This window comes from Lacrimispora amygdalina, assembly GCF_900205965.1.
Classification (GTDB): domain Bacteria; phylum Bacillota; class Clostridia; order Lachnospirales; family Lachnospiraceae; genus Lacrimispora; species Lacrimispora amygdalina_A.
Genome location: NZ_OAOF01000004.1, coordinates 146276 through 159319, shown reverse-complemented (window position 1 = coordinate 159319; position 13044 = coordinate 146276). Strand labels below are relative to the sequence as shown.

Sequence of the window (13044 nt, the reverse complement as noted above, 5' to 3'; positions counted from 1 at the left end):
GAGTGGAAAATGAAGATGAAACAGATACGTGTGATCCTGTGTGTGGCAATTTCAGCCGCTGTCATTTTATCCGGTTGCAAAAAAGAGGTTTCTGCAGGAAATATGACAGGCAACAGCAGCTATGATAAGTTTATTACTGTGGATGTATTTGATACTCTTGCCAATTATCAGGGGATACAGAGCGGCTGGTTTGCAAAGATTGTAAAAGATAAATTTAATATGGAGTTAAATATCATAGCACCTAATGTAGCAGGGGGCGGGGATACTCTTTTTCAGACCCGTTCTGCAGCCGGAAATTTAGGAGATTTAATTATTACAAAAACTGGTAACGGGCGTTTTGAAAACATGGTAAAAGCTGGACTTTTAATGGATATGGCTCCGCTTTTAAAGGATAAAAATGTATATAAAGCTTATAAAGATGCTATTTTGAATATGAATAAAGGATTGGAGAAAGAGGGAGTCTATGCCATTCCAAGCGAGATTTCCAGCCAGTCCCCTACGGTATCTTCAGATGGAATCGAACCTCTTGTAGCGCCCTATCTCCGGTGGGATGGCTACAAGGCAATCGGTTATCCTGAAATGAAAACGCTGGAGGATATGATACCTGTGATGAAACAGCTTCAGGAGCAGATACCAAAGAGCGATTCCGGTAAAAAGACCTATGCTTTGTCTCTGTTTAAGGACTGGGATGATAGTATGATGATGATTGCAAAAAATTTTGCTTCCTTATATGGTTATCAGGAAATTGGTTTTGTAATGGAAAAATACGATGGCAGTGACTTCCAAAATATCATTGATTCTGACAGTTATTATGTAAGAGCCCTGCATTTCCTCTTTGATGCCAATCAGGAAGGACTGATAGATCCGGAATCCACAACTCAGAATTATGATATATTATCGGATAAATACCGTGATGGGCAGGTACTCACATCCTTATGGTTCTGGCAGGGGCAGAGCTACTATAATACACGGGAACGAAAAGAGGAAGGAAAGGGCATTATGCCTGCTTTTATTGAAGATATGGCACCTTATACAGATGGCTGTTATTCTATGGGAAATGGGCAAGCCGTGATCGCCATTGGCAGTCAGGCAAAGGAACCGGAGCGTCTTGCAGATTTTATTAACTGGATGTATTCTCCGGAAGGAATGGAACTGATGGGGCAGGCAAATGGTGCTGCCGGTCCAAAAGGTCTGACCTGGGAGATGAAAGACAAAAGGGCGGTTTATACCGATTATGGATGGAAAGCACTTCCCAACAACGATGTACCCGTACCAGAAGAGTGGGGCGGAGGCAGCTGGAAGGACGGGGTTAGTGCCTTGAATTACAAGCCATTAGCAATTGTGGATATTGACCCGGAGACCAATGAGCCATATTTGACCACAATGTGGAGTTCTGTGCTGGAGATGAACCATACTCCGTTGGATACAGACTGGCAGAAGTATGCACAGGGGGCAAAAACAACCATTGAATTACTGGAAAAGAAGGGGGCCCTTTCGGTAGCACCAGGTACTTCCTATATTCAACCTAAGGAAAGCTCAGATATTACAACTTTGCGGGGACAGTGCAAGGCAGTAATCGTGGATGATTCCTGGAAAATGGTTTTTGCGGCGGATGAGGCTGAGTTTCAATCATATTTACAGCACATGCAGGATACCGTTCTCGGTCTGGGATATGACCGGATACTGGAAGTGGATTTAAAAAATGCAAAGGACCGGGCGGCAACGAGAAAAACGGCAATCGATGAGTATAATAACTGCAGCAAATAAAAAAATTCAAAGTGCAGTATGGCTTACGGAGCGGACATTTATATGTCTGCTCTGGCGTGCGTTTTCCGGTATTCTACAGGGCTTATTCCTGTATGTTTTCTGAACTTTTTATGGAAGTAGTCCACGTTTGAGTACCCCACTAATTGTGCTATTTCGTACACTTTATAATTATCATTCTTAAGAAGACGCCTGGAGTTTTCAATCCGTACTTCATCTAAGTAAGCATTGAAATTCTTTCCGGTGGTTCTGGTAAAAATCTTTCCAAGATAGGAGCTGTTGTAGCCGAACAGTTCTGCAATGGTACTAAGCTTTAAATCCTCCTGATAATTGTGGCGGATATATTGTAGAATATTATCAAGTACACTGTCCCGGGTGGGAGAGCCGATGGCATTCATATACATCTCAAACTGCAGAGTGAAGAATTCCAGAATTTCATAGAGATAATATTTCTCCTCTATTGTGTGGATAATAGCCGCATGATTGGGAAACTGTGTTTCAAGATTGCCATAAGCGTATATAACACTTGATTTCACCTGGATCAGGATATCTTCCAGGTAATGTCTGATGCTTGAAATCTCCAGACCGGAGCAGTAAAGAGTCTGGCGCAGCTGTTCCAGAACATCCAGTACCATTTGGCGGTTACCGGACTGTATGTAATCCGATAGCCGCTGTGAATATGTATTTTCCATGATAAACCCGGTTCCATAAGGCGGAGTTTCATCCGGCATATCCTTATAACATAATACATGCTGATTAAACCTGCAAAAGAAGCGCCGTTTCATAAGTTTCTGCGCATCGTTGTAAGAAATATAAATCTGCTTTAAGGAACAGACCGGGCGCCCATATGTAAGAAATAATGTATCCAGAGGCGAACCTTTCTGGGGCTGGCTGATATAGTGGTCTGCAAGTTCTTCAAAACGTCTTAAGGCAAAATCTCCTTTTAAAATAATGACGTTTTGATTTTCGATGCGGATATAATCCAGGGAATTGTGGTTGTGGTTCGCCAGCCGCAGGATTTCTGCAAAATCCCAGGTGGTCTGAAACGATTCATGATTATAGTTTGTATAGAGTACAACCTGGTAAACGGAGGCATCTAACTGCAGATCATGGCAGTCGGGAAATGGAAAAGCGATCTGATTAGTAAGAATGTCATATAAAACAGATTCTCTCGCCCGCTCCCTGTAGTGTACCAGTTTTTCTAGCTTTCCCTGTTCTTCTGTGAGAAGCCGTCTGGCATTTTGCACCGCCTTTTCAAGTTCCTCTTCGTCAATGGGTTTTGTGAGATAACAGGTAACGCCAAAACGCATGGCTTCCTGGGCGAAAGAAAAGTCTGAAAAACCACTGATAATGATAAATATACCGGAAAAGCCCTCTTCCTTGGCATGTCTTACTACTTCCAGTCCGTTCAAATGCGGCATTCGTATGTCCATAAGGACAACATCGGGCTGCAGTCTGCGGATCTGATCCAGGGTATCCTGACCGTTTTTTCCTTCTCCGCAGATGGTAAAGCCCAGTGAAGCCCAGTCTAACAGACAACGGATGCCTTCTCTTACATCAATTTCATCATCAGCGATTAAAAGCTTCATGTTTTAAGACCCTCCTGTATATTTTTGTGCCGGGATGACCACAGTTACAAGGGTTCCCATGGATTTTTTTGTTTGAATGATAAGACCGTATTCAAATCCATAGGATAGCCTGATTCTCTGGTTAATATTATAAAGTCCGATTCCGTGTGAGGAGTCATTTTTGGGATGTTTGACTGACTGGTTTATCAGGTCCAGCTCCTCATGCGTCATGCCGCATCCGTTATCAAAAACTTGAATACGGAGTATTTTATTTATCAGGCTGATTTTCAGGATGATTTTTCCATTATATTCTACTTCCTCCAGTCCGTGCAGGAGTGCATTTTCAACAATGGGCTGTAAGAGCAGGGGCATAATCTGGTAATCCTGAGGATTCAACTGAGGGCATATTTTCAGGGAGTAATTGACGCGATCGTGAAATCTCAGTTTTTGAATGCTTAAGTAAGTTTCAATGTAGTTAAGCTCCTGGGAAAGGGAGGTAACTGCAGTGGAAGTGTTTTCCAGTACATAACGCATGGATTTGCCTAAGAGCTTTATTGCATTCGCCACTTCTAAGTTACCCGCTTTTAATGAACGCATGCGAATGGTCTCCAGTGTATTGTAGAGAAAGTGAGGATTGATCTGGCTGGAAAGCATCTTGAATTCCATCTGCTGTTGTTTATTGATTAAGTCCTGGGTTTTAAGCTGTGCCTGATAGACGGAAGTTTCTTTTTTAAGAATCTCATGGATCATCAGCTTTAAATCAGAAAATACTTCAGAAAGTTCATCTTCGCCGTGAAAGCTGTCCGCAATCTCATAATTGCCCTGACTGGCCCTGTGCATGCTTTCCCGCAGCGTAATGATACGGTGGCTGAAGTAATGGGAGAATATGCAGATAAACATGCTGGTGATAATCAGCACCATTGCCAGGATTGCAAAATATATACTGTTAATCCGGTTTAAATAAGGGTATCCGTCATAGCTTAGGGAGGCCATGTAAAAGCTGTCTTCGCAGCAGGTGGCAGAAAGTGAGGAAACACTGCCGATTACGGTTCCGTTTTCTAACGTTATTTTTCCGGTATAAGTGCCTGCACCGTCCCCTTCATGATCCGCGTATCTCTCCAGTCCGGGCGTTATCACCTGTCTGTCACTGGTATAAAATATGCCGCCGTCATTAAGCCATATGACTGTATGCATGGAACTGTTTTCAATACGGTTGCGGATGTGGTTATTGCTGACGGTAATCTTTAAGATGGCATAGCTGTGAATCTGTGGAAGAAAGATGTGGGTATACAGGCAGAGATTATGCAGTTCGGTACCGTATCGCTCACTTTTCTCCAGCTCCACGGTCCAGAAAGGGGTGACGGACGAGTCAGCGCGTTTAAACCAGGGCTGGTTCCTGATGCTGTTTGTAATTGGGTGGATGCGGGGGCTGTCTGCTATGGTGGGATTAAAGGTATACACAGCAATGTTACGTAAGGAGGCATCGCCGGAAAGAAGTGTTTCAATCCCCTTGTAAGCGATTATGGCTGATTTGCTTTCGTTTTGGGCATTGTATCTGGTGGTTAAGAGTGCGGTTAAATTCTGGTCAGAGACAAGAATCTGGGATTTGTTGTAGATGTTTCCTGTCAAATCCAGAATCAGGGATTTTACCCGGAGATTATCGGAATAAGTCTGTCTGGAATAGTGGTCGAACAACTGGGTCCGGGTATGATAGATGAGATAACTGCCTACAGTTGTTATGGGAATGAAAATAGCAATGAAAAAGAAAAGGTACAATTGCTTCTGCACCCTGATCTTAGTAAAAATATTCAGGAACCGTTTCTTACTCATATATTAACACCTTTTACACCTGCCCATTATTATTATATTATAAAGTTTTTATCCAGAAAGAACAGTTTGACCACGTTTTCGTAAAAAAAGGTTTTGAGCATAAGGTTATTTTCAAATTATAAAATTATAAACAAGAAATGTCGAAGATTGCGATTTAAAGATATTTTGTATTTAATGATTTGGTAGTATCATGAAGGAAGTAGATGATATGAATGATTTCTTTCTCGTGAACTAGTATAGATCAGAAGAGTTAATAAAAGAGAAGGGAGGAGCCTAAGCTGATACAATGATGAGAAAAGAGGAAAAAATGAGTAGTTATAATTGTATTACAGATGTAGACGGAATAATTGTTGGACAGGTGTCTGATTTAAAAAATATGACTGGGTGTACCGTTATATTGTGCCCGGATGGGGCAACCTGCGGAGTAGATATTAGAGGAGGAGCACCAGGTTCCAGAGAATGCTGTCTTCTAAACCCATTGATGTCAAATAATCAGGTACATGCAGTATTTATATCTGGGGGAAGCGCGTATGGACTATCGGTCGGAGATGGAGCGATGAAGTTTCTTGAAGAAAGAAATTTCGGTTTTGACACAAGTTACGGACGTGTACCAATCATTCCGGGAGCTGTTTTATTTGATTTATCTTTACGTAATAGTACAGTAAGACCCGATAAGGATATGGGATACCTTGCGTGTACGAATGCGAAGACGGGAAAAATAGAAGAAGGAAATAAAGGTGCCGGTACAGGTGCTACAGTAGGAAAGGCATTGGGAATTGATAAATGTATGAAGGGAGGAATCGGAAGCGCCAGCATTTCATTAAAAAACGGTATTACAGCAGGTGCAATAGTAGCAGTAAATTCTTTTGGGGATATCCGGGATCCAAAAACAAAAACTATATTGGCAGGTCCTCTTATGAATAATAAGCCACAAGATACTTTGAAGGTTATGTTAGAACAGCAGGATATGTCATATTCCTTTCATATGGATAATACTACAATAGCGGTTATAGCTACCAACGCAAAACTTACAAAATCAGAATGTACTAAAGTTGCACAGATGGCATCGAACGGTTTGTCAAATACAATCTATCCATATGGTACAACGTTAGATGGCGACACAATTTTTGTTTTATCAAATGGTAATCTTACCTGCGATATAAATCTATTAGGTGTACTGGCGGGGGAGGTTTTAGCCGCTGCAGCGATTAATGGGATTCAAAGTGCAGAAACGGTCGATGATGTTAAATCTTATAAAGATATTTTTGGAGTAAAGTAATAAAATAAGTATTGCATATTAGAAATAAAAAAGTCGGAAAACCGTTAAGTTTCAACGATTGTCCGACTCTTTTTTACTGTTTATAAATTTAGCAGGGGAAGAGGGGCTCGAACCCCCATTTACGGTTTTGGAGACCGTTGCTCTACCATTGAACTATTCCCCTAAATGGTTAATTAATGTGCTCACCCGAGCACTTTGAAAGTATAGCATAGAACATTTTAAATTGCAACAGTTTTTTGAATAAAATAAAAAATTTATTCTGCTGTTCATAAATAATAGTTTGTGGTAAAATGAATGTATTATCGGTTTGTGGAACAAACGACCATTATGGCGTTTTTGATAAAAATATAACATAAAAACCGTGAAAATGAATTATTAAAAAAGAGCGATGGGAAGATTATTCCTTATTTTAAATTTGTCTTAGTAAAAAGATGCTTAATTCTTGCGGCTTTTTTTAGCTGAAATAACGAATAATGCACAAAAAAAGGCGATATAATCGTATATGAAACAGAATTTGACAAATGATGTCAAACATGTTATAAGTACTTCATAGCATTTATAAAAAAGGGAGTCTGCTTATGAAACAGTTTAAGATTATGTTACCGACAGTTGCTGAGGCCAAAAAGTTTGTTGCTGCTGCTTCCAGATGTGAATTCGACATAGACGTTTTTTATAATCGGGTGATTATTGACGCAAAGTCTATATTAGGTGTTTTAAGCTTGGATTTATCCAAGATTCTTACTGTCCAGTTAAATGGTGAAGATAAAGAATTTGAAGAATACTTAAAAAAATTAGCTCCGAAGAACTACTCAGCAGCATAAATGATAAAGCAACGAAAAGAGGAAATTGTAGCCGTACGGTCTGCAGTTTCCTTTTTTTCAGTTTAAACGCCATGAGCAGGAAAGGGGACCGGAATGAAAAAGGAAGAGAAAAAGATCTTAAGCATATCCGTCAGGAATCTGGTAGAATTTGTGCTTCGTTCCGGTGATTTGGATAACCGCCATAGTTTCACTGCAGAAAAGAATGCCATGCTGGAGGGCGGACGGATACACAGAAAGATTCAGCGGCGCATGGGGGCAGATTATAAAGCAGAAGTGACATTAAAGCATGTGGTGGAGGAAGATCAGTTTCAGATTCTGGTGGAAGGAAGAGCGGACGGGATTATTGACAGGCCGGACGAGCTGATCATTGATGAAATCAAGGGAATTTATATGGACTTATCCTATCTGGAGGAGCCGATTCCCGTACATCTGGCCCAGGCTATGTGCTACGGTTATTTCTACTGTTTTGATAAGCAGAAGAATGGTGCGGTCATGCAGATGACTTACTGTAATATAGAGACGGAGGAGATCCGCCGTTTTCAGACGGAGAAGTCCTTTGAGGAACTGGAAAACTGGTTTCAGGGACTGATTCATGAATATGTAAAATGGGCCAGGTACTTATATACCCATGGAATCAGAAGAGATGAATCAATCCGGGACCTGGAATTTCCGTACCCCTACCGCCAGGGGCAGAGGGAACTGGCGGTGTCAGTATTTCGCAGCATAAAAAGAAAGCGGAATTTATTCATACAGGCACCCACCGGTATCGGAAAGACCTTATCCACCGCATTTCCGGCTGTAAAAGCAATTGGGGAGGGATTAGGGGATAAGCTTTTTTATCTGACTGCAAAAACCATTACAAGGGGAGTTGCAGAGGAGTCATTTGATATTCTTAGAGAAAAGGGGCTTTACTTCAGCACTGTCACTATTACTGCAAAGGAGAAGCTGTGTTTTCTGGAGAAGCCGGAATGCAATCCCGATGCCTGTCCTTATGCCAAAGGTCATTTTGACCGGGTAGGGGATTGCATCTATGATCTTATTCACAAGGAATTCAGTATTACCAGAGAGGTGATACTGCGGTACGCCGGTGAGTATCATGTGTGTCCCTTTGAGTTGTGTTTAGATATCAGCAACTGGGTGGATGGAGTGATCTGTGATTATAACTATGTCTTTGATCCGGATGTCAGGCTAAAACGGTATTTTTCAGAAGGTATCAGCGGGGACTATTTATTTTTGGTGGATGAGGCGCATAATCTGGTTCCGCGAGCCAGGGAAATGTATAGCGCCACAATCTGGAAAGAGGACTTTCTTCTTATTAAAAAGGTAATAAAGCCTATGGACGAAAAAATAAGCCGTTTGCTTGACCGGTGCAACAAGGAACTGCTGGAAATGAAACGGCAGTGTGAGAGTTATCGCATTCTGGAAGATGTCCGTTTCTTTGTTACCAGCGTTATGACTTTATTTGGCGAGATGGAGCCTTTTATGGAGAAAAACCCGGAATTCGGGGACAGAGATCTGGTACTGGATTTCTTCTTTGCTTTAAGACAGTTTTTAAATATCTATGACCGTCTGGATGATAATTACCGGATTTATACAGAGCTTATGGGGGACGGACGCTTTATGCTGCGTCTGTTTTGTGTAAACCCGTCAAAGAATCTGCAGGAATGTCTGAATAAAGGGAACAGCACCATATTCTTTTCTGCAACGCTGCTCCCGGTTTCCTACTATAAAGAACTGCTCAGCGGAGACCAGGAAGAGTATGCTGTTTATGCCCATTCACCGTTTGATCAGAAAAAACGCCTTTTGATGATAGGAACTGATGTGAGCAGCCGCTATACCAGGAGAAACAGCAACGAATACCGGAAAGTTGCGGACTACATCAGTAAGATCGTTTCAGCCAGAAAAGGGAATTACCTTGTGTTTCTTCCATCTTATCAATATTTAAGGGAAATGGAAGCGATTTTGCCGGAACAGATGTCCCAGGACGGTACGATTACTTTTGCTGCACAGGCTTCCCATATGAATGAGCAGGACAGGGAGGGGTTCTTAATGGAATTTTCCAGGGAGCGTGAGGATTCCTTTGTAGGTCTTTGTGTTATGGGAGGTGTGTTTTCCGAAGGGATTGATTTAAAGGAAGAACGGTTGATCGGTGTTATCATTGTGGGAACCGGACTTCCAATGGTCTGCACAGAACAGGAGATTTTAAAGGATTATTTTGAGGAACGGTCATGTAAGGGCTTTGATTATGCATATCAGTATCCTGGAATGAATAAGGTAATGCAGGCTGCCGGCAGAGTAATCCGCACAGCAAAAGATGAAGGTATTATTGCTCTTCTGGATGAACGTTTTTTACGGCCTGATTATCAGGTGCTGTTTCCCAGGGAATGGGACAGCTTCTATGAAGTGAAATTAAAGAATGTGAAAGAGGTTGCCAGACATTTCTGGGACAGCCGGCATGAGGAGGAAAAAAGCGATGGAATACACAATGAGATTACGACCATATAAAAGAGAGGATGGAACCTTTTTATGCCGCTGGCTGACAGACCGGCGTATGCTTGGAATGTGGTGCAGAGAGAATTTTTCGTATCCGCTGACACAAGACCAGCTGGATGGGTATTACCAGGACATGGAGAATGATCCATATTGCTTTGGCTTTACAGCCCTTAATGATCATGGAATACCAGTTGGAAGCTTTCGCATGTCCAGAGCGGATTATGAGAAAAGAAGCGTGCACCTTGGACTGATTGTTGTAGATCCCAGTCTCAGAGGGCAGGGGATCGGGGAGCAGATGGTTTCTTTAGCGGCCCGTTATGGGAAAGAATTCCTGCAGATGGACCGGATTACGTTAAATGTGTTTGACTGCAATCCCGTTGCTAAACGATGCTATGAGAAAGCAGGATTTCAGGCAGAGCAGTTTAAAGAAGATGATTTTGTTTTTGATGAGGAACAATGGGGAAACTACTTAATGGTATACCGGGCAGAATAAAAACGCTGCCGAAGGAAACAGCCGGCAGCGAAACGTCTGATTAAAGCATGTCCATAAATTGTCTGGAAGCTTGAGAAACGGGTATATTTTCATTATAAGCCACGACCATCTGGCGTGTCGGCAGCTTGTGTGTAAGTCTGACCTGGAATAAATCTTTGTCATTAGACGGAATGCAGAAATCAGGTACAAAAGCGATCCCAAGTCCGATCCGGGCCAGATCAATTAAAAGATCGTTGCTGCTTAGTTCAATCTCAGGAACCAGATCCAGCTGTTCCTTCTGAAACATATGATGGAGAAATTCACTTGTGGTGCTTTTCCGGTCCAGCATGAGTATGGGGTAGGTCTGAAGCTTCTGAAGGTTGACAGTCTCCCCCTTTAATGGAAAGTATTCCTGGTTTGCCACAAATACGTCTGCAAATTCATTGATTACCCGAACCTTCTGGGAGCTTAAAAGACCGGAGTTGGGATAGTTGGTGATAATGAAATCCACCTGGCCGTTCTCCAGTAAATGAGCGCATTCAATGGAGGTCTGGTTGGTTACCTTGATGTGCACATTGGGGTAGGCTTTATGGAATTTGTTTAAATAGGGAACCAGATAGTAGCGGCAGATGGTATCACTGGCGCCGATACGCAGCTGTCCTCCGTTTAAGGTATTGGCTTCCAGAAGCTGGTTCTCTCCTTTTTGTATCAGGTTGATTGCTGGTTCTATGTGCTTTAGAAGAATCTCGCCTTCGGGGGTAAGCTGTACCTTTTTGGTGCTTCGGATAAAGAGAGTCTGGTCTAATTTCTTTTCCAGTACCTTTACGGACTGGCTGACTGCAGACTGGGAAATAAAGAGCTGCTTGGAGGCCTCCGAGAAACTAAGTGTAGCGGCAACATGATAAAAAACTTTATACAGTTCATAATTAATATCCATCATTAGCCCTCCTTATAAATATAAGTGTATTTTATCACAATATTGATTGAGTTGTAAAGGAATTTGACAAATTTGTTGGACTGCGGTATAGTAACGGGCACAGGAATCAGGCCATTCAATAAAGGAGTGAAGAAAAAGATGCATGATAATTTTTACCAGATGTATTTGGAAGAAATGGGAGAAATCACTCCCTGTACAGGAGAAGAACAGGATAAGCTGGTTGAAGAGATAAAAAAAGGAAACCAGGAAGCGAAAAAAAGACTTGTGGAAGGCAATTTAAGAATTGCACTGGAGTATGCCAAAGAATTTGAGGGAAAGGGTGTGCTTTTGACTGATCTGGTACAGGAAGCCAACATGGCGCTTTTCCTGGCAGTGGATGAATATGCTGCAGCAGGAGGAGAGAATGGTTTCGACAGTTATGTCGGTCAGAAAATAAAGAAAGCGCTGGAGCTGGCTGTGGAAGAGGAACAGTTTGCAGACCGGACCGGCGAGGAACTGGCGGCCAGAGTCAATGTTCTGACCCAGATCTCTCAGACTCTTGCGGCAGAGCTTGGACGGGAGGCCACTGTAGAGGAACTGGCGGAAAAGATGAAGATGAGCGTGGAAGAAATACAGGGAATCATGAAGATGGCAATGGATGCGGTGAGTCTAAATGCAGATAATTCGGAATTGGAAGCGCTTGCAAATATGGATGAACTGGAAGAGGAAGATTACGATTACGAAGTGTAAGATACCGGGAGAAGAATGATGAATATATATCTGATACGCCATGGACAGACTGACTGGAACATACAGGGAAGGATACAGGGAAGCCATGATATCCCGTTGAATGAAACAGGACTTATGCAGGCGCAGATGCTGGCAGAAGGCATGGAATCCAAACCTGTGAAAAAGATATTTTCCAGCACATTAAAAAGGGCCCTTGCTACAGCGGAGGCACTAAGCAGCAGGCAGCAGGCTGAAATCATTCCCATGCCACAGCTGATTGAAATGGAATTTGGTAAGTGGGAAGGACTGACCTGGGAAGAGATTGAGGAAAAATACCCGAAAGAATACAGACACTGGGTGTTAAATCCTTCGGAGGCTGCACCTCCGGGGGGAGAAAGTCAGGACCAGATCATAAAACGCTGTATGGAAGTATTGCATATAATTGTGGAACAAACCGGAGGAAGGGAAGATATCGCAGTGGTTTCCCATGGGGGCATACTTGCCTGGCTGGTATCTGTCATGCTTGGACCGGATGTTCAGGAGGAAAGCATCATTGTAGAGAATGCCAGCATTACTACGGTACATTACAGCCCGCTGACTGAGATTTTCACGGTGCTGGAACGCAATGATACGTCACATATAAAAAAGGGGAAGCTTATTTAAGCTTTCCCTGATCTTTAATCAAATAATGTTTCCACCAGAATTTTCAACATGGAAGGGGTAGTACGGATAAACAGCCTGTCGCGTCCGCTGCAGCGGATGGTTGTTTTAAGCATAATCTCTTTTGAGGCGGAATTATCAAATATGCTTACCATATTGGCGCAGGATTCCACAATGGAATTCAGCTGTCCGGCCTTTTGAATAAAAGTATCAATGTGGTTTTCCTTAAGCTGCAGGCAGACTTCCAGATTGGGAGACTGCTTATCGGTCTGATACTCCGTGCTTTCAAATAAGTATTTCTGGGTTAAATCTTTTAATTGCTGATCGAGTTCCATTCAATTAACGCTCCTTCATAAAAAAATCCTTTACTACTATATTGTAAAATCCGTTTTTTTTCAAGCAGTATTAAAAAATACGATTAGAATTGTCGAAATTTGTCGATTTGTAATTCGGACAGATACTGTTTCTATTGTAAGACAATGAAAAATTGTGAATCATTTATCTAGGGTTGA

Annotated in this window: 11 protein-coding genes and 1 tRNA gene; 7 read left to right on the top strand and 5 right to left on the bottom strand. The window is 42.2% G+C overall.

Annotated elements, in window-relative coordinates; translation table 11 throughout:
- The first annotated feature begins 9 nt into the window (after window positions 1-9).
- Window positions 10-1767 carry an extracellular solute-binding protein gene (locus tag CRO04_RS07535; RefSeq protein WP_097003625.1) on the top strand — a complete coding sequence of 586 codons (1758 nt, stop codon included), beginning with the start codon at window positions 10-12 and terminating at the stop codon, window positions 1765-1767.
- A 38-nt stretch (window positions 1768-1805) separates the two neighbouring features.
- Here CRO04_RS07535 and CRO04_RS07530 read toward each other — a convergent pair whose 3' ends face one another.
- Both CRO04_RS07530 and CRO04_RS07525 read right to left on the bottom strand, forming a co-directional pair.
- A complete protein-coding gene (locus tag CRO04_RS07530) occupies window positions 1806-3353 on the bottom strand; it encodes a response regulator transcription factor (protein ID WP_097003624.1) in 1548 nt (515 codons plus the stop codon).
- A gap of 3 nt (window positions 3354-3356) precedes the next feature.
- Complete coding sequence (locus CRO04_RS07525) at window positions 3357-5162, bottom strand: sensor histidine kinase (RefSeq protein ID WP_097003623.1); 1806 nt, start codon at window positions 5160-5162, stop codon at window positions 3357-3359.
- A gap of 307 nt (window positions 5163-5469) precedes the next feature.
- Here CRO04_RS07525 and CRO04_RS07520 point away from each other — a divergent pair, with 307 nt between their 5' ends.
- Window positions 5470-6441 carry a P1 family peptidase gene (locus CRO04_RS07520; protein WP_097003788.1) on the top strand — a complete coding sequence of 324 codons (972 nt, stop codon included), beginning with the start codon at window positions 5470-5472 and terminating at the stop codon, window positions 6439-6441.
- A gap of 92 nt (window positions 6442-6533) precedes the next feature.
- Here the strand turns inward: CRO04_RS07520 and CRO04_RS07515 are convergent.
- Window positions 6534-6604: transfer RNA gene (locus CRO04_RS07515), tRNA-Trp, on the bottom strand.
- Window positions 6605-7019: 415 nt separating this feature from the next.
- On the opposite strand from CRO04_RS07515, the gene CRO04_RS07510 reads away from it, so the two are divergent.
- The 3 genes from CRO04_RS07510 to CRO04_RS07500 all read left to right on the top strand — a co-directional run bounded on the left by CRO04_RS07510 (window position 7020) and on the right by CRO04_RS07500 (window position 10248).
- Entirely contained in the window at window positions 7020-7262 is a 243-nt protein-coding gene (locus CRO04_RS07510; protein WP_097003622.1) for an HPr family phosphocarrier protein, read from the top strand.
- A 93-nt stretch (window positions 7263-7355) separates the two neighbouring features.
- The gene (locus tag CRO04_RS07505) at window positions 7356-9767 is read left to right on the top strand and encodes an ATP-dependent DNA helicase (RefSeq protein ID WP_097003621.1); all 2412 of its coding nucleotides are present in this window, start codon (window positions 7356-7358) and stop codon (window positions 9765-9767) included.
- Window positions 9736-10248: a GNAT family N-acetyltransferase gene (locus CRO04_RS07500; RefSeq protein ID WP_242974375.1), complete on the top strand. Its 513-nt coding sequence runs from the start codon at window positions 9736-9738 to the stop codon at window positions 10246-10248. Before CRO04_RS07505 ends, CRO04_RS07500 begins: the two co-directional genes overlap by 32 nt.
- Window positions 10249-10288: 40 nt before the next feature.
- On the opposite strand, the gene CRO04_RS07495 is transcribed toward CRO04_RS07500, so the two are convergent.
- On the bottom strand, window positions 10289-11164 hold the full coding sequence (locus CRO04_RS07495) for a LysR substrate-binding domain-containing protein (RefSeq protein WP_097003620.1): 876 nt from the start codon (window positions 11162-11164) through the stop codon (window positions 10289-10291).
- Window positions 11165-11302: 138 nt separating this feature from the next.
- Between CRO04_RS07495 and CRO04_RS07490 the strand changes: the two genes are divergently transcribed.
- Both CRO04_RS07490 and CRO04_RS07485 read left to right on the top strand, forming a co-directional pair.
- Window positions 11303-11893 (top strand): sigma-70 domain-containing protein, encoded by a 591-nt coding sequence (locus CRO04_RS07490; RefSeq protein WP_097003619.1) that lies wholly within the window; start codon window positions 11303-11305, stop codon window positions 11891-11893.
- Window positions 11894-11908: 15 nt separating this feature from the next.
- Window positions 11909-12535: a histidine phosphatase family protein gene (locus tag CRO04_RS07485; RefSeq protein WP_330400797.1), complete on the top strand. Its 627-nt coding sequence runs from the start codon at window positions 11909-11911 to the stop codon at window positions 12533-12535.
- A 14-nt stretch (window positions 12536-12549) separates the two neighbouring features.
- Here the strand turns inward: CRO04_RS07485 and CRO04_RS07480 are convergent, their stop codons facing one another.
- Window positions 12550-12867, bottom strand: a complete 318-nt coding sequence (locus CRO04_RS07480) for a hypothetical protein (protein ID WP_097003617.1) — start codon at window positions 12865-12867, stop codon at window positions 12550-12552.
- Window positions 12868-13044: the final 177 nt, after the last annotated feature.